16 protein-coding genes are annotated in these 26,332 nt (G+C 41.9%); 1 reads left to right on the top strand and 15 read right to left on the bottom strand.

Annotated elements, in window-relative coordinates; translation table 11 throughout:
• Window positions 1–51: 51 nt before the first annotated feature.
• The 8 genes from WJP93_RS07595 to WJP93_RS07560 all read right to left on the bottom strand — a co-directional run bounded on the left by WJP93_RS07595 (window position 52) and on the right by WJP93_RS07560 (window position 12,375).
• Window positions 52–1,035, bottom strand: a complete 984-nt coding sequence (locus WJP93_RS07595) for a family 43 glycosylhydrolase (protein WP_337547599.1) — start codon at window positions 1,033–1,035, stop codon at window positions 52–54.
• A 20-nt stretch (window positions 1,036–1,055) separates the two neighbouring features.
• Entirely contained in the window at window positions 1,056–2,561 is a 1,506-nt protein-coding gene (locus tag WJP93_RS07590; protein ID WP_262537043.1) for an alpha-N-arabinofuranosidase, read from the bottom strand.
• Window positions 2,562–2,945: 384 nt separating this feature from the next.
• Window positions 2,946–4,721: an ABC transporter ATP-binding protein gene (locus WJP93_RS07585; RefSeq protein ID WP_337547597.1), complete on the bottom strand. Its 1,776-nt coding sequence runs from the start codon at window positions 4,719–4,721 to the stop codon at window positions 2,946–2,948.
• Complete coding sequence (locus WJP93_RS07580; RefSeq protein ID WP_337547595.1) at window positions 4,718–6,487, bottom strand: ABC transporter ATP-binding protein; 1,770 nt, start codon at window positions 6,485–6,487, stop codon at window positions 4,718–4,720. Before WJP93_RS07580 ends, WJP93_RS07585 begins: the two co-directional genes overlap by 4 nt.
• Window positions 6,488–6,647: 160 nt before the next feature.
• The gene (locus WJP93_RS07575) at window positions 6,648–7,556 is read right to left on the bottom strand and encodes a carbohydrate ABC transporter permease (RefSeq protein ID WP_227101276.1); all 909 of its coding nucleotides are present in this window, start codon (window positions 7,554–7,556) and stop codon (window positions 6,648–6,650) included.
• Window positions 7,557–7,568: 12 nt separating this feature from the next.
• Window positions 7,569–8,507: an ABC transporter permease subunit gene (locus WJP93_RS07570; RefSeq protein ID WP_337547593.1), complete on the bottom strand. Its 939-nt coding sequence runs from the start codon at window positions 8,505–8,507 to the stop codon at window positions 7,569–7,571.
• Between the two features lie 123 nt (window positions 8,508–8,630).
• Window positions 8,631–10,220 (bottom strand): DUF3502 domain-containing protein, encoded by a 1,590-nt coding sequence (locus tag WJP93_RS07565; protein ID WP_227101272.1) that lies wholly within the window; start codon window positions 10,218–10,220, stop codon window positions 8,631–8,633.
• A 355-nt stretch (window positions 10,221–10,575) separates the two neighbouring features.
• Window positions 10,576–12,375 (bottom strand): beta-L-arabinofuranosidase domain-containing protein, encoded by a 1,800-nt coding sequence (locus tag WJP93_RS07560; RefSeq protein ID WP_337547591.1) that lies wholly within the window; start codon window positions 12,373–12,375, stop codon window positions 10,576–10,578.
• A 250-nt stretch (window positions 12,376–12,625) separates the two neighbouring features.
• Here WJP93_RS07560 and WJP93_RS07555 point away from each other — a divergent pair, with 250 nt between their 5' ends.
• Window positions 12,626–13,486, top strand: coding sequence for an AraC family transcriptional regulator (locus WJP93_RS07555; RefSeq protein WP_308732037.1), 861 nt, complete (start codon window positions 12,626–12,628; stop codon window positions 13,484–13,486).
• 58 nt (window positions 13,487–13,544) lie between these two features.
• On the opposite strand, the gene WJP93_RS07550 is transcribed toward WJP93_RS07555, so the two are convergent.
• From WJP93_RS07550 to smc, 7 genes are all read right to left on the bottom strand, one after another.
• Complete coding sequence (locus tag WJP93_RS07550) at window positions 13,545–15,347, bottom strand: ABC transporter ATP-binding protein (RefSeq protein WP_227101267.1); 1,803 nt, start codon at window positions 15,345–15,347, stop codon at window positions 13,545–13,547.
• Window positions 15,348–15,392: 45 nt separating this feature from the next.
• Entirely contained in the window at window positions 15,393–17,201 is a 1,809-nt protein-coding gene (locus WJP93_RS07545) for an ABC transporter ATP-binding protein (protein WP_227101265.1), read from the bottom strand.
• A gap of 304 nt (window positions 17,202–17,505) precedes the next feature.
• Window positions 17,506–18,504: a hypothetical protein gene (locus tag WJP93_RS07540; protein ID WP_227101263.1), complete on the bottom strand. Its 999-nt coding sequence runs from the start codon at window positions 18,502–18,504 to the stop codon at window positions 17,506–17,508.
• Window positions 18,505–18,629: 125 nt separating this feature from the next.
• A complete protein-coding gene (locus tag WJP93_RS07535) occupies window positions 18,630–20,321 on the bottom strand; it encodes an AAA family ATPase (RefSeq protein WP_227101261.1) in 1,692 nt (563 codons plus the stop codon).
• A 117-nt stretch (window positions 20,322–20,438) separates the two neighbouring features.
• Window positions 20,439–21,656, bottom strand: a complete 1,218-nt coding sequence (gene ilvA, locus WJP93_RS07530) for a threonine ammonia-lyase (RefSeq protein WP_227101259.1) — start codon at window positions 21,654–21,656, stop codon at window positions 20,439–20,441.
• A gap of 122 nt (window positions 21,657–21,778) precedes the next feature.
• A complete protein-coding gene (gene ftsY, locus WJP93_RS07525) occupies window positions 21,779–22,726 on the bottom strand; it encodes a signal recognition particle-docking protein FtsY (protein ID WP_066557942.1) in 948 nt (315 codons plus the stop codon).
• 37 nt (window positions 22,727–22,763) lie between these two features.
• Window positions 22,764–26,321, bottom strand: coding sequence for a chromosome segregation protein SMC (gene smc, locus WJP93_RS07520; protein WP_337547588.1), 3,558 nt, complete (start codon window positions 26,319–26,321; stop codon window positions 22,764–22,766).
• Window positions 26,322–26,332 lie beyond the last annotated feature (11 nt).

The raw sequence follows: 26,332 nt of genomic DNA, 5'->3' as shown, positions 1-26,332 counted from the left end.
AAAAAACCAGTCCTTTCTAGTAACGTATTCTGTCTTTTTACTAATTTTTAATTAATGCTTCTGATAATCAAAGATTGGACGTCCATTTTCGTCGTACTGCACCTTTAACAGATGAGCATGACGATTTGGATCATACAGCGGATCCTTTGTCTTGATGCCATCATATGTTCTTGCATGGTAGACCATGATATCATTGCCATCTTCATCAGTTGTAAAGCTGTTATGTCCTGGTCCATACAGACCCTTCTTTTGATCTGTTTTAAGTACTGGCATACGCTCCTTTGTCCAGGAAGCCGGATCCAAAAGATCTGCATTTTCATCAGCGCTTAAAAGGCCAACACAATAGCAGGAGCCTGTTCCGCTGGCAGAAAATGTAAGCCAGATCTTTCCACCATGCTTTAACACTGCCGGTCCCTCATTTACCCAAAACAAAATACGCTCCCAATCATAATCTGGCGTTGTAATCATCTCCATTACAGTTGCTAACTTATTTGGTGCTGCCATTTTTGCAATATAAAGATTGGAAATGTTAGATGCCTTCTGTGCCCAAACATAATAATAATCACCCTTGTGTTCAAAGATTGTTGCATCCAGTGAAAAATCTGTAAAGGAAAATGGATCATCATCACAGCCCTTCATAGGACCAAGCTCGCTCCACTCGCCTGTCATCGGATCACCATCGCACTCAAGTACATATGGGCGAATCTTCCACACATCCTCTGCCTCACCTGCTGCAAAATAGATATACCATTTTCCATAGACAAAATGAAGCTCTGGCGCCCAGATATGGCAGCTCATAAGACCATGCTCATGCTTTACCCAAATCTGACGCTCCTTTGCATCCTTTAAACCATTTAAAGTCTTGCTGCTTCGAAGTAGAATACGGTCATAAGCCGGGTAGGATGCAGTAAAATAATAGGTGCCATCGGCAGCCTTGCACACAAATGGATCAGCACGCTGCTCAATGAAAGGTTCATTATACTCGGTGATAGGTCCATTTTTTTCAAGTGACTGCCAGTTTGTTTTCTCATCCATTACTGATACCCCGCTTTGACTTATTTTACAGTTACAGTAAGATGAAGAACACTGCACTTTGGAAGTGTAAGCTTAAGTCCATCATCTGTCAGCTTAACATCATCGAATGATGTGCACTTTACCTGCTCTGGATTATCAAAGGTGTTATGTTCATGCATCTCACCAGTTAAGATCATACCCTCAACTGCTGCTGCCTTGCCACTGTCTAAGATTACATCAATTGGGTAATCCTCGCTTACAGACTCGTTTGTCAGTGTGATGTGCATCTTTCCATCCTTGCCCATTGATACAGACTCTGTCATGTTAGGTGCCTGATGACCCTCTGGTCCAACCATTGCTGTCTCAAGTGTACTGTCAAGAAGCTCAGCATCCTGATGAGCCTGATACAGATAAAATACAAACCAGGTTGGTGTCTTAATCATACGCTCACCATCTGTGAGAATTACAGACTGAAGTACATTAACCATCTGTGCGATATTTGCCATCTTAACGCGGTCACAATGTTTATTGAAGATATTTAAGTTAATTCCTGCAACAAGTGCATCACGCATTGTATTCTGCTGATATAAGAAGCCTGGGTTTGTGCCTGGCTCTACATCAAACCAGCAGCCCCACTCATCAACGATCATGCCGACTTTCTTTTCTGGGTCGTACTTATCCATGATTGCACCGTGACGTGTCACAAGCTCCTCCATGTAATATGTACGCTTCATTGTTTCATACCACTCGGTCTCAGTGAAGTCTGTTGCACTTCCCTTATTCTCCCATCCGCCTGGATGTGTATAATAATGAAGAGACAGACCATCCATTGCACCGTGAGCTTCTTTTGGCATGCGGCGATTTGTTGTCTCTAATACCTTCTCTGTCCACTCATAATCATCAACATTGGAACCGCAGGCAATCTTTGCAACTGGTGCTGCATTATTATAATTTCTCACATATGTCTGGTAACGGCGATACATCATACCATACTGCTCTGGCAGCATATTTCCGCCGCAGCCCCAGTTCTCGTTGCCGACACCAAAATAGTCAACCTTCCATGGCTTTTCATGACCGTTCTTTGCACGAAGGTCTGCCATTGGTGATACACCATCAAATGTCATATATTCAACCCATTCAGACATTTCCTGAACAGTACCGCTTCCTACATTTCCGTTGATGTAAGTCTTGCATCCAAGCTGGCGGCACAGTTCCATAAACTCGTGTGTACCAAAGCTGTTGTCCTCAACAACACCACCCCAGTGGGTATTAATCATTTTCTTTCTATTTTCCTTTGGTCCAATACCATCCTTCCAATGATATTCGTCTGCAAAGCAGCCGCCCGGCCAGCGAAGCACAGGAATATGAATCTCCTTAAGCGCTTCAACTACGTCATTTCTCATTCCGTTTGTGTTTGGAATCGGAGAATTTTCTCCTACGTAAAGACCCTCATAAATGCAGCGTCCAAGATGCTCAGAAAAATGTCCCTGAATTTCAGGATTGATATGTCCCTTAACAACGTCTGGACGAATATGTAATTTTGCCATAACAAGCCTCCCTTGTATTTATATTTGTTATCTTAATTTTACAACTTGTACCCTCGTATTGACAAGTTGTTTCTTAAAGAAATACAAGTTTTTCACCGTAACCTATATTAGTGTCAACACTTCCTGATATCCTGCCATCTTTTCAATGCGCATACGCGCCACTGTACCAAGCAAACGGCTGTCTGTTATCCGATCTAGCTGTTTTAGTCGTGTGTCGGAAATAGGTTCTTTTGACAGACATTTTAGGAATCTGGCGGTTCCATGAGTCCGGTAATTGACTTTTATCATGAAGGAGCTATGCACCGCATGGGCGTGGAGATTTCATTTACTATTATACTTCATTTTTTCAAATCTATGAAGACTGCTCTTTACTTGGAATGCAAATTATTCCTGTGCATACAGTCCTGCCTGCAGATGATACATTGCCGCATACTTTCCGTTTGCTTTCATAAGTTCTTCGTGCGTGCCTTCTTCTGCAATTTTTCCATTTTCAATATAACAGATGTAATCTGCCTTTCTCGTGGAATAAAGGCGGTGCGAAATTAAAATCAAAGTACGGTCTTTTCCTGCTGCAAACATGCGCTCATACATCTCGGCTTCTGCTATCGGATCTAAACTGTTTGCAGGTTCATCAAGAATTAGTACACCCGCATCCTCGTATAAGGCACGCGCAATCGCAAGCTTCTGGCTCTCGCCGCCGGAAAGCTCGATTCCTTCCTCATCAAACTCTTTTCCGAGTACACTATCCATTCCCTTTGGAAGATGACTCACTCGCTCCCAAAGACCGCTCTCCTCAAGCACCTTTTGAACACGTCTGCGGTCGGTATCATTTTGTACTTCTCTTAACAGGATATTTTCTGCGATTGTGAAGGAATAATGTACTGGCTTTTGCATGACGGTGGCGATGCTGCCCCGAAGTGATTTTCCGTCAAATGTTTCAATTGGCGTTTTGTCAATTAAAATGCTTCCGGCTGTCTGGCGATATAAGCCCTCGATCAGCTTGATTAATGTCGTCTTTCCAGCTCCGTTTTCACCCACTAATGCAATCTTCTCGCCACTTTTAATATGCAGGCTGATTCCATCGGTTACCTCGCGTGCAACGTTTGCACTGTAATGGAAATGGACATCCTGCAATGTGATTTCATGCATACCTGGTGCAACAGACACAGTTCCTTTTGCTTCTTGTGTCTTGTTTAAAAAATCCTGTAATTTTTCGATGTAAAGTGCATGTTTTTTCATCTCACTCAACTCATTGCTGACCCAGCCCACAGAACCGCTCATCGTCGAGCATGCAAACATAACACTTGTAAAAGCCGATGCACCAACGGTACCTGCTGCAATATCTCGTGCCATAAGAAGTGCGCTGAGTCCAAAATTCAGCGTAAAAATTTGCAGAATATTCAGATCGTTCCAGTGCGCGATGGTAGGCTGGTGACTGCGAAGCACCTGCTTAATATCACTGACACTCTCGTCATATTTCTGGAGCAAAAATGGATTGGCATTGGTCAGACGAGTCATCTCATTATATTCCGGAACATAGAAGATGCGCTTAATATAATCACGCTTTCGCTCATGACGAATCAGTTCTTCACGCTTTTGTACTTCCTTCTGTGCGATTTTATTTCCTGCAACTGCGCCAATGACTGCTGACAGTGCTGCAATCAGGATAAAGCGAATATCAAGTGTGAGAACAAAGATCATTGTGACTGCGATATTGCAGATTCCAGTTAATAAATTTTCGGTGCTCTGAAGAAAACTTCCGCTTCTGCTTCCGATTTCCTCCAACACAATCTTGTACTGGTCATACATCTCTGCATGGTCAAGCTGTTCAAGCGATAGTACTTCTGCCTGACGAAACAGTTCTGCACCAAGCTGCTTTTTGATGGTATTATTCTGAATTTCTTTGTCAAGCCAATCAATTTTACATTCAATTAACACAAGTAAACTGGACACCATACGCTCCGCTGCGACAAAACCCGCCAGATACCAGAAGGAATGATACGTCACGATGCAGTCTAACGCCACCTTGATTGTGATGACACTAAGCAGTGTTTTGATTGCACGAATAAAAATCAGCGCCGCCATACTGCCAAAGCGTTTTTTGTCATACTGATAGAGCTTCTTTAAAAACCACCAATTCATCTTCATTGTCTTTTTCATTGTGTCGCCCCCTTTGCATATAAGCTGGCCTGCAATTCATACATTGCCGCATACTTTCCGTTTGCTTTCATAAGTTCTTCGTGCGTGCCTTCTTCTGCAATTTTTCCATTTTCAATATAACAGATGTAATCTGCCTTTCTCGTGGAATAAAGGCGGTGCGAAATTAAAATCAAAGTACGGTCTTTTCCTGCTGCAAACATGCGCTCATACATCTCGGCTTCTGCTATCGGATCTAAGCTATTTGCGGGTTCATCAAGAATTAACACACCTGCATTTTCATACAATGCTCGTGCAATGGCTAGCTTTTGGCTTTCTCCTCCCGAAAGCTCAATTCCATCCTCGTCAAATTCTTTTCCAAGTACGCTGTCCATTCCTTTCGGAAGATGACTCACACGCTCCCACAGTCCGCTCTCCTCAAGTACCTTTTGAACACGTCTGCGGTCAGTATCGTTTTGTACTTCTCTTAACAGGATATTTTCGGCAATCGTGAAGGAATAATGCACCGGTTTTTGCATGACGGTGGCGATGCTGCCCCGAAGTGATTTTCCGTCAAATGTTTCAATTGGCGTTTTGTCAATTAAAATGCTTCCGGCTGTCTGGCGATATAAGCCCTCGATCAGCTTGATTAATGTCGTCTTTCCAGCTCCGTTTTCACCCACGAATGCAATCTTCTCGCCTTTTTTGATATGCAGGCTGATTCCATCTGTTACCTCGCGTGCAACGTTTGCACTGTAATGGAAATGGACGTCCTGCAACGTGATTTCATGCATGCCAAATGCAAGTGTATGCTCGCCTGTAGTTTCTTTTTGTACGGATAAAAATGTTCGAAGATTTTCGATATAAAGAGACTGTTCCCGAATTCCTGGAATGATACACCAGATGCCAAATAAACTACTGCTCAAGTTTGACACACCGATCACGCCCGTTGAAAACTCACCTATTGTTGTAATTCCCTGAAAAACCTGCCAACCTAACACAAGCATCGGAATTCCATAATTAATTAAAGAAAACAAATTTGCACCCGATGCCGATATCAAAACAATTTTTGGCATCTGCGCTTTTGTTTGGCTACTCACCTCGTCCACGGCATCATGGTAACGCTTCTGCAAAAGTGCATTATCATGAAGGCGAATCTCCTCACGATATTCTGGTTGATAAAATAATCTTGTGATGTACTCTGCCATACGGTTTGGCTTCACACAGGACATGTTGTACTGATATCTCATTTTCACGATCTTCAAATTTACCAGTGCAGATGTGCAGACTGGAATGATTGCAAGCAGCACTAAAATCCAGTTCATTGATGCGATAACCGCAATGATTCCAAATATGGAAAATAAATTTCCAAACACTGCCTGAATGGTGTTTAACACAGCTTCCGTTCTCATATCTGATTCATCGAGTGCCTTTTTATATGCATCGTAGAACTTCGGATCTTGCACCGTATCCGCCGACAATGACTGATACTGCTCATAAATTTCCTTTGATAGTGATTGCTTAATCGTCTCATTCCAAACTGGGTATTTTACCTGCGTCAGATAGTTGTTTACTACGCTATGAATGACATGTACTGCCAGATAGATGCCTACCACAATCGCCATTTGCCTTAACACGTCCTTCTGATACAGCGCCTGCACCGCATATTTATAAAACAAAATGATGTTCACAGCATTCACGGCATCTAACAGCGTCACTAGCAGCATGGCCGGCAATCGCTGCGGACACGCCTTTGCGCTCTTTTGTAAAAGCCAAATACAATTTTTCATTCGCTCACGCCCTTTCATATGACTACTTTTTTTTAATTTGTAGTTGTTTTTCTTTATAAAAAAATATGGTATTTGATTTCATTTTCTCTTGTTTTCAAATACCATATTTTCATGTTCATCTATTCTATTTTCTTCTCTCCTTTTTTGCCTTTTTGGCCCATTAACCCTTAACGGCTCCGATCATGACACCCTTTTCAAAATACTTCTGTACGAACGGATATACACATAAGATCGGGACTGTGGATACTATGATAACCGCGTATTTAACCTGATCAGCTGAAGACTGACCATAACCACCCTGTACACCACCGTTTCCATTTGCATATGACTCATTCAGAAGAAGAATCTGACGCAGAACTGTCTGTAATGGCTGAATCTTTGCATCATTATTGGTATACATCAATGCAGTAAAATAATCATTCCAATGATAAACTGCATAGTAAAGAACTTCTACAGAAATAATTGCCTTAGAAAGTGGAAGGACAACCTTTCCTAAGAATGTAAAGTGACTGCAGCCATCTAGCTGTGCTGCCTCATACAAATCGTTTGGTATTGTATTCTGAATAAAGGTTCTTGCAATAATCAAGTTATAGGTATTGACAAGTACCATCAGAATCATAATCCATCTGTTTCCAATAAAACCAATGCTCTTGATCGTCATGTACAACGGAACAAGACCACCAGAGAAATACATCGTAAAAACGAAATACATCATGACCGCATTACGAGCCTTAAAGTCCGGTCTGGACAGCGCATACGCTGCTGGAAGTGTTACCACCAGATTCAGAACGGTTCCGACTACTACATAAATCAATGTATTCAGATAGCCAGTCCAGATACGGGAATCTTCCCAAATCTGCTGATAACCGTAAAAACGAATATCTACTGGCCACAAAATAACCTTTCCCTGATTAACCATGTTTGAATTACTGATTGACGCAATCACGATAAACCAAAGTGGATAGGCAATTACAATAAATGTCGTAATACTTAAAATAATTACTGCTGCATTGAAAATTCGGTCCGAAGCATGACGCTCACGAATCTCTTTTCCTTTTTTTGCTGCCATACTCACACCTCCTTACATCAGACCTGTACCGGTCAGTTTCTTACCCAGCCAGTTTGTCAACATTAAGAATGCAAAGTTGATTACATTTGTAAACAATCCTACTGCTGAACCAAACGAGAACTGAGATGATTTAATACCAACCGTATATACATATGTTGAAATAACCTCTGAGGTCTTTTTATTTAGTGTGTTCTGCATCAGATAAATCTTATCAAAGCCGACATTTAAAATACCACCCATGTTCATGATAAGCAAAATAACAATTGTTGGAATAAGTGCCGGGAAGTCGATGTGTACGATGGTTTGCCAACGGTTTGCTCCATCTATCTTACATGCATCATACAGCTGTGTATCAACAGAAGAAAGAGCTGCTATGTAAATGATACTGTTCCATCCCATGCTCTGCCAGACACCGGAGAATACATATACCCATACAAAGTAATCATTACTGAACAAATTAGCTTTTGGGGGAATCAGGTGAATTGCCTTCATTGCTTCACTGATTACGCCACCCTTGCTTGCTAACATAATATTTAAGATAGAAACCATAACAACCGTTGAAATAAAGTATGGAATATAAACCGTTGTCTGAACAATTCTCTTCCATTTCTGCTGACGAATTTGGTTTATAATCATTGCAAGCACAATCGGAGCTGGAAATCCTAAAACAATACTGAGTGCTGCCGTTACAAATGTGTTGCGCAGTGTTGTTCCGAACATTGCACTATCAAAATACTGTTTAAAATATTTAAAGCCAACCCACTTTCCACCGTAAATACCAGACTTGAAATCGTACTCACGAAATGCCAGCTGTACACCGTACATAGGAACATAGCAGAAAATAAATATATAAATAATTGCCGGAAGCAGCATGACCCACAGCTGCCAATCATGGGCTAAATACCAGCCAATACTTTTTTTCTTTCCGGTTGCCACTTTTTTCCTTGCCATGATGTTCCTCCCTTCCATTGTTCTGAATCAATTTGTTTTTTTAAAAGAGGCGGTGCTGATTGCTCCGCCCCCGCCCTTTTTACCATCTGATTTTATTGCTTATTTTTTCAATCAAGCCTTCAATTATTGAGCCTTCCAAGAATCATAAGATGCCTGACGAATAGCAAGGATATCCTGCAGACCTGCTGCATTTACTTCCTCTACATAAGAATCCCAATCATCTTCAATATTAGACTCACCAGTCAGCCACAGACCCCAGTAAGCGTCAGTAACGTTGGTAACATTTGCCTGTGTAACTGCCATGTTGTTCTGATCTTCAGATGTGTACTTCATCAGCATCTGCGGATAGTATTCCTTATCCATGTCGATTCTTGCAATAGCTTCCTTATACTGCTCTCTTTCTTCCAGTGCATAAGTCATATCCTGTGCCATATCGATGGTAGTTGATCTTCTGATGTACATCGGGCCATTATCAGCCATGGTGCTGGTCCACTTCCATGTACCTGGGTCGGTATCTGGATCAAGCGGATCAAGAACCTTATAGGAATCGTCGCCAGTCTTCTCAAGACAACCATCACTGATACCACCAAACAGAACCTCTACAGAAACTTCTGAATCATAAAACTCGTTCATGAACTTCATTGCTGCTTCTGGATTTGCGCAGCTTGCACTCATACAGATACGATTAGAGCTCATATTCAAACCAGAGTAATCATAAGTCCAACGTGGTTCGTCTGTTCCAAGATCATCCACATCGTCTGCGAACGGTCCGCATGGAACATACTGATCATGTAAGGTCGGTCCAAACTTATCAGTTTCTTCCCATCCTAATACAACACCAACAAGTGCATCACCATTCTCATCACCTCTTGACAGAGACTGGAACATGGAGTAGTCGTTTGTGATTGCATTCTCATTGATCAGACCTTCGGAATACAGATCAGCCAGATAAGAAATTAATGCCTTATATCTCTCATCTACTGCGTAGTTCTTAACCTGTCCATCTTCTACAAAGTAACCATCAGTACCCCAGTTAGTTAACTGAATGCCATATGAACCAATCAGATTTGTCAAGGAATAAGCGCCTCCGAACCAGCCGTTGAAGTCCATCGGAATCTCATCAGAAGCATCGCCGTTGCCGTTTGCATCGTTGTCACGGAATGCAACTAAAACGTCCTTTAACTCGCCGAGAGTAGTCGGAACCTCAAGTCCTAAGTTGTCCAGCCAAGTCTTGTTAATGAACATAACACCATTACAATCCGGCCACTTGCCCTGGAACTTAGGCAGTGCATAAATCTCACCCTCATAGGTCTTTGCAAGTGCAAGTGTATCAGGCTCTTCCTCGAACATTGCCTGTACGTTTGGTGCATACTGATCAATCAAATCAGTCAGTTCCATGAACAGACCCTTATAAGTTGCATAATCTGAATCAGCTGTTGCATTGATCAGAATATCCGGAATATCTCCAGATGCAAATCTGGTAGACTTTGTCTGATCCCAATCGGTGTAGATCTGCTCCCACTCGACCTCAACACCTGCCTTCTCCTCAATCTCCTGCAGCCACTGCATATCATTTACACTCTTGGTAAGCGAATGTGAGATAAACAGACCAGTCAGCTTAACTGGCTCCTCTGCGGAATCTGCAAATGCAGTACATGTCGGCAGTGCCATTGCTCCTGCCATTGCCATTGCCATCAGTTTTCTTGTTTTCATAAACAATTCCCACCTTTCTTTTTGATCACTTTCTTGGTAAAAGTATCTTTTTACAAGTTTTTTTTGCCAAACATCATATGTATATAATATACATATTTTCGAGTTGCTCAGCTCTTTGTGTTGGCTATATTGTAAACGATTTGCCACCCAAAAGTAAATATCACTTTCCTAGATTCGGTGTCATTTTCACACTTTTTTTATTTGTTAATCATGATTTTTTTATAGTTTTCGGTGTTACTTTTCTCTTTTTGCTGATTGAACTGTGCATAAATTTTCTTTTTGCAGAAAAAAATATCGGACTAGCTATGCTTTTTGCACAACCAGCCCGATATGAAATCACCTTCAATCGTTACTATTATTTTGTAAATCGACTGTACATGTAATACCACTGCATCTGTGGAATCTCGTAATATGGATAAAATTCTCTTGTCAAATGCTCATACGGCTTTACATGACCTGGCTTTGTTCGAAATGCAAACGAATAACCATCCTTTTGAATTGGCTCGATCCACTCCTCTGGGTTCTCACGATCCCCGTCAAAAAGAGTCATCTTGTTGCAGGCAAGAACAATCGGTCCATACACAAGTGCTGCTACCTCTGGCGCATATGAGTCCACAGATTCAAAGCGAAGCACAAACTCAAAGGAAATTGTAATCTCGTCGCCCTCTTTCCACTCGCGCTCTAATGTCAGCCAAGTGTCAGGAATGATACTGGTATTCACTTTTTCTTTGTTTATGCAGACAGTATTGCTTCCGGTTGCCCATGACGGCACACGAAAATGAAGTGCTGTTGTAACCGGTATCTCTGCGTGAACAACAAATCGAAGCTCTTTTTCCTTTGGATAAAAACTTGTATTTTCTAGGCGTACCTGCTTATCTCCAATAGAGAAAGTTACATCTGACGGCAGATACTGGCTGACAAACAGTCCCTCTTCTGAATGATAATATAAAAGATTTGCATACTCAGCCACATCCTGAGGAAATGTTCCAGTACAGCACTGCCACTCAAAAGAAGCGCCATTATCCTGAAGCCGTCCATCTTCTGTTGACTTCAAACCACCGTTGATGAAATAGTCAGCATAATACATGACCTTTCCATCCTGTGTGATCGGAGGCTGACCACCGCATCCATTATATAGAAGCTTCTCTGCCCAGCCGCCATAGCCTGCCTCTCCGGTCAGCTCCATCAGATAGCGAGTTAACTTGAAAACCGCCCAACTGCAGCAGGACACCTCACAGCTGCCCCAGCGATCATCTCTCTGGCGAATTGAATTGCCAAAGTCACGATAGTGAATATGACGCTTATCTGCATCCCAGCTAGCCTTGATGGAATCACCCAGATACCCTTCCTCATCAGCAAACAGACACTCTGCCGGACCATAACCGCCAGTTGCGAAGGTGTGGTGATCCAAAATCTCTTTGTAGGCAATTTCTATTGCACGCAAATACTCCTCATTCTTTGTCGTCTCGTAAGCCATCGCTGCACTTGAAAGACTGTTGACATGACTGTAGGCGTGTCTTGGACCTATCTTAAAATCTCCAGCAAGAAGCTTATCCCAAAAATAGTCGTAATCCCACACCTTTGCAAAATCAAGATAGAGCTGTTCGCCTGTAAGTTGATATGCGCGGTAAATCTGTTCTGGAAGCGTATACCACTCAATCATATCGCCGCTCATGATCTGCAAACCATCACGGCAAACTTCCTTGTCAAGTCTTGCATCTGCGCTCTTCGTCAGCGCACGCACATATTCTTTCGCCGGTTCATAGCCAAGATACTCATACAGATCAAGAAAGCCGCCCATCAATTTATCGTAATTATATGTACCATTGCAATCAGCAACACTGTCAGATGCTGCCAGACATTCACCCCAGCCGTCTGCCAGTCGAATCGCCTTTTCCTTTAAACGGATATCTCCTGTCACTAGATACAGCTTGGCAAACGCTCCTAACTTCTGTCCAAATGTAGATGCTCCGCTTCCATACCAACCAACAAGACCATGTCCTTTATTTGGAAGATTTGCCAGCTTGCGAAATGGGTGAAGCAGGTCATCATCCTCGATTTTTAGATAAGTCTCAATCAGCTCATCTCTCTGTTTCTTCCAATGGCCTTCCTTTAAGGCGACATTTTGATAGTCAAAATTTTGAAGTTTACTCACGTTTCTCTCTCCTTTTCTTGTATTAATATCTAATTATTCAGCGTTTTTTCTTTTTTCAATAGTATAATATTGACAGTAAAAAAATGGAATATCGAAAAGATAGAAAGTGTGTCAAAAGGTTATCCTTTTCTTTTAAATTTTATTGTGATATACTCAAGTTATGTGTGTTTATTATTGCAGAAAGGAAACGGAACGACCATGAAAAATTCATTGATACAGATCCCTTTAAATGCCCCCCCTAGACTATCATATGAGCGGTAAATTTGAAGCTCCATCTGATATCTGGATGCATGAAGATTTTGATCTGACTGATTTTGAACTGATTTTAATGACTGATGACGTCTTATATTTGGAATACAACCATATCCCATTTACGGTTCATCCAGGCGAATATCTGCTTCTCCCACCACTTGCTGCACCAGATAACAGGCGCAAAGGTCTAAAGGCTTCTAATTGTTCATTTTATTGGATTCATTTTTCATCCTGTGTGCCACATACGTTGCTGTCATCAGACGAAATAATTAAAATGGTTGAAAAATCAAATGACACAAACACAACTGACAGCTTAGGCACTGACACAAATTCAATTTGCATTCCTGTTCAGGGAACTGCTCCAAATCCTGCAAAGTTGATTGCCTTGATGAAACAGCTGCAAAGCAATGTACGTGATGGTCACTGTCATCTTGCCTTGAATTATGAGACAACATCACTTGTATGTGAGCTATATTCTCAGCTGACAAAAGAAGAAACAGATACAAATAAGCTTGCGCAGAAGCAAATCTACTCCGATATGCTTGACTACATAAAACTAAACCGCGCCAACAACCTACGTGTTTCAGATATTGCGCTCCATTTTGGCTACAATGAGAAATATTTATCACACCTTTTCCGTAAGCTTTCTGGTGTGCCGTTAAAGCAATTTATCTTAAAATCAAAGATGGATGAGGCAAATTATCTTTTGACCGATACCAATTTGAGCATCGGTGAGATTGCCGTAAAGCTTGGTTACACCGATGCCCATAATTTTGCCCGCACCTATAAGAAATGTACCGGATTGTCACCGTCCGCATACCGGGAATCCTATGCGAAGCGGTTGTTGTACCATGTTTGATAAATATATGATACTAGTTGCTTTACAAACATTTTCTTTAACGCTGACCTTTTGTTGATTATGTATAATACTGCGCCTGTGCCTGCCAAAGCTGATCGTACACCGTACCTTTTTGCTGTACCAACTCGTCATGATGACCTTCCTGGATAATATGTCCATCATCGAACACGAGAATGCGGTCACTAAAGCGACAGGCAGAAAGGCGATGTGAGATATAGACCGCACTGGTTGATCCGGTGATCTCACGGCATTTCTTAAAAATCTCTGACTCTGCCACAGGATCAAGTGCCGCAGTCGGCTCATCCAGCAACATCAAAGATGGATCACGGTACTGCGCTCTCGCTAGCGCCAGACGCTGCTTCTCTCCGCCGGACGGCGCTGTTCCCTCCATAGCTGACATCCATTCGTTCAAGCCGTTCTTTAACTGATCGGCCCATTCTTCCAGACCGATATCTTTCAGACAGCGACGCACCTTCTTTTCATCGTACTGTGCAGAAGCGGCAATGTTTTCCGCAAGTGGCAATCCAATGAGTGCAAAATCTTGAAAGACAACACCAAGAATTTTCCAATATTCCTCTTTTGAATAAGAGCGAATCTCTTTCCCATCCAAATAAATATGACCTTTTTGTGGCTCGTACATGCGGCACAGCAACTTAACAAAGGTCGATTTTCCACTTCCATTTTTCCCGACAATTGCAAGATGTTCCCCACTTTTGATTACAAGACTGACATCCTCTACGGCAGGCTTTGTGCTGCCATGATACGAAAAACTCACATGTTCAAAACGAATCTCATGAGGCGTTGAACGAGCAACAGATACTTCTTCCGATTTCTTTTGGGTCTTCTTTCCGATTTGAACAAAATCAAGAAACTCCTGACAATGTGGTGCCTGCATCGCTACGTGCTGCATGGAGTAGACAAGCATACGTGCGCCCTCTGAGACACGTGACAATGCACCCGCGTACAAAAGCACATCTCCAATCGAAAAATATCCTTGTGCTGCACGGATGCCAACGATCAGATAGCCAGCAAAACTAATCAGTCGCCCAAACATCTCGCGAATCGCACTGTTTGACGCTTCTTTTCTGCGTCTGGATTCCCCTACACCCTGACGCATTTTCTGGTTAAACGTATCGCGAAAACGGCGAATGCTGTTTTGCTGCTGATACAAGCGCACATCCTTTGCTGCTTTGTCTGCCGTAATGTATTCATCCATATAATTTAACACCTGATTGTCATGAATCTGGCCTTCCAATCCCTGCTCTTTTAACTGATAGAGCTTACGCTCCGCAAAAAATGAGTACGTTGCCGAACCTACAATCAATGCAATGAGAAGAACGGTCTGCCACCAGTCATTTCCCTCTGCCGGTACAAAAACCGGATACGCCAACGCAAATGAAGAAATCACAACAGTCAAACCTTCTGTTACATTCATTAACACCCCTGGTACCTCCCATGGGCCATACCAGTACACATTAGCAGCACGGACAATTCGCTCATACTTTTCGCGCATCTTTCCATTTTCCAGTTCACTGTAATCTGCATGCATCATCGCCGCGCTCATTTCTTCATACAGCTTAACAAACAAATCCATGCCCTCAACGCTATTTAGATTGGCAAAGAAACGACCCGTCAGATGAATCAGTGCCGTAACTGCGATGCCCGCTATAATCCACTGTACGACCTGCGGCCGATCCGCGCCCTGCGTGAGCAAATCAAGAATCTTTGCCGAAAAGAATAATGTGACAAAGGGCTGGACAATCTCAAGAAAGCGACTTCCAATAAATGCAGGAAGATTCCATGGCGAGGTCTTTGCAATCAACACTGCTGTTTTCAATATGGTTTTGATCTGTTTCAGCATATCTTTTTTCTCCTTTCCTCCCTCAAGTGCAATAGTGTAAACAATTTATACATAGTATTGACGCTGCACCTCAAACATTTTTGCATAACTTCCTGCCTTTTTTAAGAGTTCTTCGTGCGTTCCTTCCTCTGCAATCCGTCCATCCTCCATCAAGAAGATACGATCACAAAAGCGTGTACTTGCCAGACGATGGGAAATAAAGATGGACGTTTTGTGCGCAGACAACTGATTATACTTTTCATAAATATTGCTCTCAGCAATCGGATCGAGTGCCGCAGTCGGCTCATCCAAAAGAAGAATCGGTGCATTTTTATATAATGCTCGCGCCAATAACAACTTCTGTGACTGGCCTCCTGACAGATTCACAGCGCCCTCTTCTAGCTCCTGTACCAGCTTTGTGTTCTCCTTTTCCTTAAGAGAAGACACCCACTCAGCCAGATCAGCCTGTTCTAAGCACTGGGCAAAATAGGCCTCATCAACTTGTCCATCCCAGACAATATTATCTTTTATGGACACTGGAAAGATATGAAGATCCTGAAAGACAGTGGAGAATAGTTTATAGTATTCCGTTCGCTCCATTGATGTGATATCGACACCATTAATCCGAATATGACCGCTATTGGGGCGAATTAATCCACACAAAAGTTTAATCAGTGTACTCTTTCCTGCGCCGTTCATACCAACCAGCCCAATCTTCTCTCCCGCTTTTATCTTGAAGGACAATTCTTTTAAGGTATCTTTTTCATTATTTGGATAGCGATAGCTGACACGATCAAACTCGACCTCACACGGATCACCCTTCTTTAAGACATCCGCTGCGCAAACCCATCCACCAGATGGTATCGACTGTCCCTGTTCCTCTTCACGACTGTCCGTATCAAGGAAGGTTCGAACACATGAAAGATCACCGTTCACCTTCCAGACGCGCTGCAAAAGTCCTGTCACCTGACGCACCCACGCGGTGAATCCAGTCGCTGCACCAATATACAGCACATACTCCGCGATAGTAATTTTCCCTTGCATGGCAAATGCAGTAAGGCACAGATACACAACAGCATCGGCTGCAAATGACAGCACAGTTCCAATCGAGTCTGAGATAAAATTCCACTTTGCGATATGACCATACTCACGATTCAGTTTTTTGTTATAAATATTGTAATAGTGATTAACCCACGGATGCATCTGATAAAGGCGTACATCCTTGCCCTTTGCGGCATCCGACATCTCACTTGATAACCCTAGCAAACGACTTACGTTCTCACCAAAATAATCGTTGCGCTTCTGTCGTATCTTTTCGCCAAAGCCTGATGTCAGAAAGCTCACGACCGTCGCCGCAATCAAAAGAAGGATCACCCAAAATGGAAGCTTTGACAATACCGCAAGATACACGACCACACCTGCCACTGCGGAAAAGAAAGCAACCGTATTCTCACCTGCGTTAACCAAAAATCCTGTGTTAGACCAGATACGCTGCGATGCCTGGCTCAGGCTTTGCATTACCTTTTTGTCACCAAGCATGTCATAGTTGCAATCCATTAAATGGTCATTTAGCATATCCGTCAGCTTCATGCGCACATATGCCGACTCCGCGCTCACGATTCCTTTGCCATACTGGTTCACCAGCGACAACACGACTAACAGTCCTCCGAGAACGGCTGCCTGTGTAAATAGCTGTGTCCGATTTACACTTTCCTCGATTGCACGCACGATCAAATTCGGAAACCAAATTCCGATATACGGAATGATGACCTCGAGCGGAATGCGCAACAGCACAAACACAAAGGAAGCTTTGGATGCCTGCCGCATCACAGATGCCAAAAAGCTAATATTATCTGTTAATTTATATTTTTTCATGCCAACTTGTCCCCTCTTTAGATTTGTAGTAATAACAATCTCCAAATCAATTAAAAACTTTGATAAATCACCACTCTATCTAAAAGGGTACACTATATAATTTTAAAAGTAAATATCATTTTCCTTGTTTTTGTGTCTTTTTCACACTTTTTTCTCAGCTAATGCAAATATTATTGTATGTGTTTACCCGTCTGGCTTTTTTATCTCACTTGCGTCACTGCAAGTATCACTATTATGGCATGTTTATTTTATCTGTTTTTGTAGCAAAAGTCCTTTGTCTAGTAAAAATTACTTTTTCCGTCTCTCATTTGACCTTCCATGACTGCAACAGTTCAATCGACATGATGCCCTTTCCACTATGTGTCACAGTCGAATGACCACTCGTCATCGTCTCACCCACGCTCACACTGCAGTACGAAGAAAAAACACGTCCCCATTGTTTCCAGAAATCTGTCTCAATCAACGGATCATCACCTAGGTAATCTGCTGTTGACAGGTAATACTGCCAATTTCCTTTTTCATAGCCATTCGTCCAGTTTCCATCCCACTTCTTAGCCAGTATCTTTGCCACTTCTGTCTTCTGAGCCTCAGCATCCTCTGCATCTTCCATATAATAAATAGCATTATATAAATAGTTAGAAGTAGGGATGATCACATCATTTTCTGCCTGAATCTTCATATTCTGCATTATAAGGTACGAGGTTGCATTCAGCTGGATATATTCTACTTGATCTGCACCTGGTGTCAAAACAAGATACATGATATCCGTAAACGTTCCCAGATCCTTCTCGTCGCAATAATATGGTGCATTTTGTATTGCTGCTTCAATCTGATTACAGTCATCTCCAAAGGAAAGTCCAAATGGAATATCTGACCAGTCAATTGAAAGGGATTCATAGTTATGTAAAAATAGATCTACTGTCAACCCATTATCTGTCGGATCAAGCACACATCCAATGCAGCTGCCAAGACTCTCATCGTACCAGTAATTAAGCCAAAATCCGCTCTCCGTATACGGATACTGACTTGACTGATAGGACTCCTTTCCTTCCTTTAAAAGCACCTGTGAGATCCGATCAGCCAGTTTCTCACCTATCGCTGTTAACTCTTCGGTACTTTCTGCCGTACCGTCCATTCGAAAACTAACTTTTACATTATCACTTGCATCCTGTGATAATAAATATTCCATGGCTAACTGTACACCAAGCGTTTCCTGATCATTCTTGGCAAACACTGGCACAACTGCTGACAGCATTACAGAAACACATGTAGGTGCAACTAATATTCGAACTCTTTTGCTCATAGTTTGTACCTCCTTCTTTGAAATATCACGCACAATATTGTTTTATTTTTTCTTCTATCTGTATGTTATCATGAATACCAGTATTTTGTCAATTTTATTTAGGTTTTTAAACAGCTACTTTTTTCTCAAATCTCCACCAATACTTTACAGGTCTTTATCTGGCAAGCAATTCCATACTTTAAAATCTTATGAAAACCAGCATCTCTAAGCTTCTGTGTATAGTCTCGATCTTTGATCTGCTTTAATGCCTCTTTACAATCTTTTTCTAGTTGATCTTCATCATCTGAATATTTTACTTCTATTACAATTCCAATATCTGAATCATCAATCTCGATCAAGATATCGCTAAATCCAGTTCCGGATTCTCGATTTGATGACACCTCCCAGCCTGTCTTGAAACTCAAAATCCCAAGAAGAATACCATGGTAGAAATTTTCTTTGATTGATTTTCGAACAAAAGTATCACGAATGCTAATTGTCTTACCCATATAGGCAGTCAACAGCCGTTCAACCTCTTTTTCTTTTCCTTCCATCAATGCCTGACAAAATGCATTTGCCATTTGACCATCTTTTTTGACTTCATCTTGAAACAGACTTAAAATATTATCTGTGACTATATTTCTGATCTCCCGATTCGGAATTACCAAACGATAGCGTCCATCGTCCTCTGATCCTCTTTGGGTCAAATACCCAGTCATAAAGAGTGTACTCCATAAATTATCAATTGTGGAATATAATTCTTTGTAGGTAATCGTTTCATTAATCCGCTTTCGAACCACATTTCCACTCACAAGACGTTCTAATTCTGTTTTTGCAAGCTTCTGTGGTTCCCCAACACTGTCAATAAAATGATTGATTACTTCGTTCCCGCTTGTGTTTAACCAATAATTTTTTGGTGTCGCATTGGGGGTTGTCAAATGGTCTGCACAATAATTTACAACATCCCAAGGGCAATAGACATCTGTATTTCCAAACCGATATCCATCATACCATTCTTTGACTTCCTCATAATGATCTTGCTGATTCAAACTTTTAAGCATCTTTTTCACTTCATCATCAACAAATCCAAATGTTTCATCATAATCCGTATCGGTAATTGAATAGACCTTAAAATTATTTAATCCAGTAAAAATACTCTCCTTTGCAATTCGCAGACATCCCGTCAGAACAGCAAATTCCAGACTATCATTTGTTTTTAATACATTTTCAAAAAAATTGCGAAGTAGTAGCGCCATTTCATCGTAGTAACCATTTTGGTTTGCCTTTGCAAGTGGAACATCATATTCATCAATTAAAACAATCACTTGCTGTCCAAAGTGAATTTCTAACAGTTCTGTCAACTCTTGAAGGCTACTTACAAGCGTGTCTTCTTCCATCTCTCGATCTAAAAGTTCACTAAAAAGTGCTTTATCAACTGCTGTCAGTCTATCACTGTCCAGTAAAAACTGTACTCTTCTAGCCTCTCGGTTCACCAATTTGATCAACTGAGCCTTGGCCTTTGCATACGAATCTGCATGAATGCTCTTTAAGCTGATAGATACAACTGGATATTTTCCCATATGTTTTTCGCATAATTCATTATTTTTAGAAATAGAAAGACCTTGAAAAAACTTTGGATCGGTTCCAATCTCGAAGAAGTGCTGAAGCATACTCATATTCAGTGTTTTTCCAAAGCGGCGTGGTCTTGTAAACAAAGATACTTTATTTCTTCTGTTAAGAACTTGTTCGATTAATTGAGTTTTATCTACATAATAATACCCATGTCTTCTAATTTCCGCGAAATCCTCAATTCCTACCGGAAGTCTTAATTGCTCCATTTCTTAAACTCCTTTCCGATTACCGACACCATTATTTGTTTTATCTTTTTCTTCATACGTGCAAAAAGACTCCACGAGTCCGTGGAGTCTTCGTAACATATAAAAGCCATTCCCCTATTACAGATTTGCTCTAATTTCCTTCGGACGGAAACCACCCTCTGCTAATGCAGCGATGATCTCTTTCTTATGGCTCTCACCAAAGCTCTCCATGGTGATCTTTAACTCTACTGCGGCGCTTCTGTTTATGGTAATAAACTGATTGTGGTCAAGCTTAATGATATTGCCCTTTACCTGTGCGATAAGGGAAGCGACCTTTGCTAACTCACCCGGCTTATCTGGAAGCAGACAGGATACGGAGAAGATTCTTCCTCTCTGAATTAATCCGTGCTGTACAACAGAGGACATAGTGATGACATCCATGTTACCACCGCTTAAGATGGAAACGATCTTCTTGTTCTTTACATCAAGATGCTTGAGTGCTGCAACAGTCAGAAGTCCGGAGTTTTCTACAACCATCTTGTGATTCTCGATCATATCAAGAAATGCACCGATCAGCTCGTCATCTGGTACAGTGATGATCTCATCTACATTTGCCTTAATGTACGGGAACAGCTTATCTCCAGGAGTGCGAACTGCTGTACCATCTGCAATTGTATTGACACTCGGAAGGCTTACAACATGATCAGCCTTTAAAGATTCCTGCATACAATTTGCACCTTCTGGCTCTACTCCGATAACCTTAATCTTTGGATTAAGCATCTTCGCTAATGTGGAAACACCTGTACACAGTCCGCCGCCGCCGATTGGGCAAAGAATGTAATCAACAGTCGGAAGCTCCTTTATAATCTCCATTGCGATGCTTCCCTGTCCACATGCAACATCCAGATCATTAAAAGCATGGATAAATGTATATCCATGTTCTTCTGCAAGCTTCAACGCATGCTCACATGCGTCATCATACACATCTCCGTACAGAACAACCTCAGCGCCATAGCTCTTGGTACGGTTAATCTTAATTAACGGTGTATTTGTCGGCATAACGATAACTGCCTTTGCGTGATACAGCTTTGCTGCGTAAGCAACACCCTGTGCGTGATTTCCTGCGGATGCAGTGATGATACCCTTTGCGCGATCCTCCTCACTTAAAGTGGAAATCTTGTAGTACGCACCTCTTACCTTGTAAGCTCCGGTGTACTGCATATTCTCAGGCTTGAAATAGACCTTATTTCCAGTCTGGTTTGAGAAATACTCGCTGTACTTTAATTTTGTCTCCAGTGTGACGCGGCTTACGATCTCACTGGCTTCCTCAAATTTCTCTAATGTCAATTCTTCCATTTTCTCATGCCTTTCTTTTCGCTTGTTGTGCGTTACTTGCTGCACTTTCTACTACATTGTACTACATTTTACTACATTTTATTGCTAGTTTTTATGTTTTTTCCCGTTAGAGCTTTGGTGCTTTACTGCTCAGACGATGTGTCCTTGCGGTCAAACAATGCGGTGACAAACTGCTCGGAATTAAACTTCTGCAGATCATCAATGCGCTCGCCAACACCGATATATTTAACCGGAATGCCAAGCTCGGACTGGATCGCTACTGCGATTCCACCCTTTGCGGTTCCATCCATCTTTGTTAAGATGATACCACTAATATCAGCAACCTCCATAAACTGCTTTGCCTGAGAAAGTGCATTCTGACCAGTTGTACCGTCAAGAACAAGAAGCGTCTCTCTGTATGCTTCCGGATACTCCTTGTCGATGATACGATTGATCTTTTTCAGTTCTTCCATCAGGTTCTTTTTATTATGAAGACGACCGGCTGTATCACAGATTAAAACATCTGTATTTCTTGCCTTTGCTGCCTGAACAGCATCAAAAATAACTGCTGCCGGGTCGGAACCTTCCTTATGGGAAATAACACCAACATTTGCACGTTTTCCCCACTCTTCAAGCTGATCAATTGCAGCAGCACGGAAAGTATCAGCTGCTGCTAAGAGCACACTGTTTCCCTCTGCCTTTAACTGATCAGCCAATTTTCCAATTGATGTCGTCTTTCCAACACCATTGACACCGATGACAAGCACAACTGATTTTCTGTGCTCAAACTCGTAGGCATTTTCACCCAGATCCATCTGACGGCGGATACTGTCAATTAAAACCTCCTTGCACTCGTGAGGCTCCTTTAAATGAAGCTCTTTTACCTTCTGCTTCATATCTGTTAAGATTTTCTCCGTCGCATCAACACCTAAGTCGCCCATGATTAAAATTTCCTCGATTTCCTCATAGAAATCATCATCAATATCCGTAAAGCCTCTGAAAACAGAGTCAATTCCTGAAACAATGCTGTTTCTTGTCTTTGTCAAACCTTCCTTTAATCGGGCAAAAAAGCCTTTTTTCTTTTCTTCCATAGTCCACCTGCCTATCTATTTCTGTATTTGTTGACAATTACTTGTCGAGATCCTTTTCAATCAAGTTGACGCTTACGAGTGTGGATACACCCTTCTCCTGCATCGTGATACCATACAGGCGGTCAGCTGAAGTCATTGTTCCTCGTCTATGTGTAATTACAATAAACTGCGTGTTTGCCGTAAGCTTATGCAGGTAGTTTGCAAAACGGCCTACATTAGAATCATCTAGCGCTGCCTCTATCTCATCAAGAAGACAAAACGGCGATGGCTTTAAATTCTGAATAGCAAACATAAGCGCAATTGCAGTAAGCGCCTTTTCGCCTCCGGAAAGCTGCATCATGTTCTGAAGCTTCTTGCCTGGCGGCTGTGAGATAATACGAATGCCAGCCTCTATCACATCCTCATCTTCAACAAGCTCAAGTGTACCTTTGCCACCTCCGAAAAGTTCTTTGAAAACCCGGTCAAATTCAACGCGAATTTCCTCAAATTTTTCCTTAAACTGCTTTCGCATACCCTCATCAAGTTCTTCAATAACTTTCTGCAAAGTCTTCTCGGACTCAACAAGATCTTCGTACTGCGTCTTCATAAAGGTATAGCGCTCTGACACCTCTTTGAACTCGTCAATTGCACTTACATTTACGCTTCCAAGTCCGCGTATGCTCTTTTTAAGTTCACCTATATGCTCTTTTAGCTCACTAAGCGGCCTATCACTTTTGGCTGCTGCCTTAGCATCACTAGGCCGAAGTTCATATTCTTCCCAAAGATACTCAGCAAGCTCGTCAAGGCGGCTCTCGAAGCGTTCCTTGTGGTTATTCATGCGAAGAAGGTCTCTGTCAAGAGCAGATAGTCTCGTTGAAAGCTCCTCTCTCTTTGCAAAAAAGCCTTTTAATGAATCATTGATATGATTTCTTCGCTCATTTACCTTTGACAGCTCTGCTTCCTTTTGCTGCACAGTCACCTCAAGTGCCTGCATCTGCTTTTGCACTTCATCGATTTGAGCCGTTTTTTGTGCTACAGCATCTTCACATGCCAAAAAGACTGTTTTTAGTTCTTCCTGCTCTGTCTTTCGTTTATCTGCTTCCTGAGCAATCCTGCTTATATTAGCTAAAATAAATTGCTCCTGCTGCTTTAACTGCAGCTGCTTTGTGCTAAGCTCGGAAATTTCTTTTGTCAAATCGTCGCGCTGCTTCATCATCTCATCAACAAAGCTTTGATTTCTGTCTGCACTGTCTTTAGACTCATCACCAGCAGACTCAAGCTCCTTGATTGCACTTGCTACCTGCTCAAAGCTTGCTTTAATTCTCTCAAGCTTTCCTTCCTGCAAAACAAGTTCATTATTTAAATGCTCGCGGTCTTTTACAATTTCCTCAACGCGCTGCGTTGCTTCTCTTACTCGAAGACGTCCTTCCGTCTCCTTTAAGGTCAAATTTTGAATCTCATTTTGCTGTTTTTGAGTCTGCTGTGAGAGATTCACTACTTTCTTTTCTAATTCTTCAAAGGAAGATGACAACTTATTTAAGTTTTCTGTTTCCTTTTTTATTTTAATTTCAAGCTCTTCAAGCTCTCGATTTCGTCCCAGCAAGTTGCTGCTGTTTTTAAAGGCACCACCTGTCATAGATCCGCCAGGATTTAACAGCTCTCCTTCAAGTGTAACAATGCGAAGGCTTCTTCTATACTTTGCTGAAACTTTCATTCCGTGATCAATTGTATCGACAACGACAATTCTTCCCAGCAAAAATGACACCAATCTTTTGTACATATCTGATGTCTTAACAAGGCTGCTTGCCAGTCCAATCACGCCTGGCTCTTTTAATGCATCCTTTTGCGAAAACTCATCTCGCACCGTGATTGCATCAAGCGGCAAAAACGTAGCTCGTCCAAAACGGCCCTGTTTTAAATATTCGATCATGTGCTTTGCTGTCTGCTCGGTATCGGTAACGATATTTTGAATTGCACCTCCAAGCGCTGTCTCAATTGCCGTCTCATAACGCTTTTCTACATGAATTAAGTCTGCCACAACACCATGGATTCCTGGATTTTGCTTTTTGACCTCCATGATTTTCCTGATGCTGTTTCCATAACCTTCATATCGCTCGGCAAGATTTCTAAGTGACTCTGCACGCGTAACAGAAACCTGATGAAGACGCCGCTGCTCGTAATATTCATTTTGTAGCTGCTCTTTTCGCTTTTGCTCCTTTTCTAGCAAATCTGAAAGTTTGGCTTGCTTTTCTGTCAGCTCTGTTTTTTTCTGTGAGATTTCTTGGTATGCTGCCTGACACTCTTTTTCGCGTTTTTGCCAAATTGACTCATCTGTTTTACTCTCTAAGAGTCTGCGGTTCATCTGCGCCTGCTCAGTTTTTGCCTGTTCAAGAAGCGTCTGATATTTTTGCAGTTCTCCAACAAAGGAAGATTTTTCATTTAACAGGGAAATCATCTTTCCCTGATCATCCTTTAATGCCTGCTGATATGAAGCAAGTCCATCCTGCACCTGAATAAGAACACTCTGTGCGCCGTCCTTTTTTGCCGTTATGTCATAGCTTTCGCGGCTGCATTCCTGACGCTTTTTTTGTTCCTCTTCTAATTGTGCTTCATATTCCTTCTGCTCTTTCTCAAGCACTTCCATACGCTGTGACGTATGAGTACGCCGTAAATATTCGGTATTGATCTGTTCCTTCAATACATTAACGGCACCTTCTTTTTCCTGACGATTTGTCTGGCAGTCACTAATTTCATCACGAAGTGCACTGATCTGAGTATCAAGACTATTCAGGCTGTCCTGCTGTCTTTCATACTTTGCTTTTAATGCTTCACTGCTTCTATTTGTATCTTCATAGTCTCTTGTCGTAATTGCAAGATTTTTTTCAAGAGCTGCCAAATCACTCTCTGTATTTGTACTCTCTACAGCGTATGCATCAATATCATATTGTTTTAATTCATCGCGAAGTCTCAGATATTCCTTTGCTGATGCTGCCTGCTTTTCAAGTGGTCCAACCTGCCTTGAAAGCTCTGACATAATATCGCTTAGACGAACCATATTTGCCTGCTCGCTCTCAAGCTTTTTCTTTGCTGCCACCTTACGGCGCTTAAATTTTACAATACCTGCCGCCTCATCGAACAGCTCACGGCGATCCTCTGGTTTACCGCTTAAAATCTTATCAATCTGACCCTGTCCGATAATGGAGTATCCTTCTTTTCCAATACCTGTATCATAGAAAAGCTCCGTGACATCCTTTAATCGGCACTGTGTTCCATTCAGACGGTACTCACTTTCTCCTGAACGATAAATACGTCTTGATACGGTAACTTCATTATAATCAAGATTTAGATGACGGTCTGAATTATCAAATGTGATTGCCACACTCGCATAGCCCTGTGGCTTTCTGTTTTGCGTACCTGAAAAGATGACATCCTGCATATTTGCACCACGAAGCTGCTTAGAGCTTTGTTCTCCAAGCACCCAGCGCACAGCATCGGCGACGTTGCTCTTTCCACTTCCGTTTGGCCCGACAATACAGGTAATTCCATTATGGAATTCAAACAGCGTCTTGTTTGCAAATGACTTAAAGCCCTGCACCTCAATACTTTTTAAATACATAAAAGATTATT

It is taken from the genome of Anthropogastromicrobium sp. (genome assembly GCF_037349415.1).
GTDB classification, from domain to species: Bacteria; Bacillota; Clostridia; order Lachnospirales; family Lachnospiraceae; genus Anthropogastromicrobium; species Anthropogastromicrobium aceti.
The sequence above is the reverse complement of the archived record's forward strand: the minus strand, read 5'-3'. Positions and strand labels throughout refer to the sequence as shown.

Excerpts from the sequence above, each read along its gene's own strand:
- WJP93_RS07585 (WP_337547597.1), bottom strand. The coding sequence starts at position 4,721 with ATGAAAAAGACAATGAAGATGAATTGGTGGTTTTTAAAGAAGCTCTAT.
- ilvA (WP_227101259.1), bottom strand. The coding sequence starts at position 21,656 with ATGGAAGAATTGACATTAGAGAAATTTGAGGAAGCCAGTGAGATCGTA.
- WJP93_RS07595 (WP_337547599.1), bottom strand. The coding sequence starts at position 1,035 with ATGGATGAGAAAACAAACTGGCAGTCACTTGAAAAAAATGGACCTATC.
- WJP93_RS07535 (WP_227101261.1), bottom strand. The coding sequence starts at position 20,321 with ATGGAGCAATTAAGACTTCCGGTAGGAATTGAGGATTTCGCGGAAATT.
- WJP93_RS07550 (WP_227101267.1), bottom strand. The coding sequence starts at position 15,347 with ATGCTGAAACAGATCAAAACCATATTGAAAACAGCAGTGTTGATTGCA.
- WJP93_RS07580 (WP_337547595.1), bottom strand. The coding sequence starts at position 6,487 with ATGAAAAATTGTATTTGGCTTTTACAAAAGAGCGCAAAGGCGTGTCCG.
- ftsY (WP_066557942.1), bottom strand. The coding sequence starts at position 22,726 with ATGGAAGAAAAGAAAAAAGGCTTTTTTGCCCGATTAAAGGAAGGTTTG.
- WJP93_RS07590 (WP_262537043.1), bottom strand. The coding sequence starts at position 2,561 with ATGGCAAAATTACATATTCGTCCAGACGTTGTTAAGGGACATATCAAT.
- WJP93_RS07540 (WP_227101263.1), bottom strand. The coding sequence starts at position 18,504 with ATGAGCAAAAGAGTTCGAATATTAGTTGCACCTACATGTGTTTCTGTA.
- WJP93_RS07570 (WP_337547593.1), bottom strand. The coding sequence starts at position 8,507 with ATGGCAAGGAAAAAAGTGGCAACCGGAAAGAAAAAAAGTATTGGCTGG.
- smc (WP_337547588.1), bottom strand. The coding sequence starts at position 26,321 with ATGTATTTAAAAAGTATTGAGGTGCAGGGCTTTAAGTCATTTGCAAAC.
- WJP93_RS07565 (WP_227101272.1), bottom strand. The coding sequence starts at position 10,220 with ATGAAAACAAGAAAACTGATGGCAATGGCAATGGCAGGAGCAATGGCA.
- WJP93_RS07555 (WP_308732037.1), top strand. The coding sequence starts at position 12,626 with ATGAGCGGTAAATTTGAAGCTCCATCTGATATCTGGATGCATGAAGAT.
- WJP93_RS07545 (WP_227101265.1), bottom strand. The coding sequence starts at position 17,201 with ATGAAAAAATATAAATTAACAGATAATATTAGCTTTTTGGCATCTGTG.
- WJP93_RS07575 (WP_227101276.1), bottom strand. The coding sequence starts at position 7,556 with ATGGCAGCAAAAAAAGGAAAAGAGATTCGTGAGCGTCATGCTTCGGAC.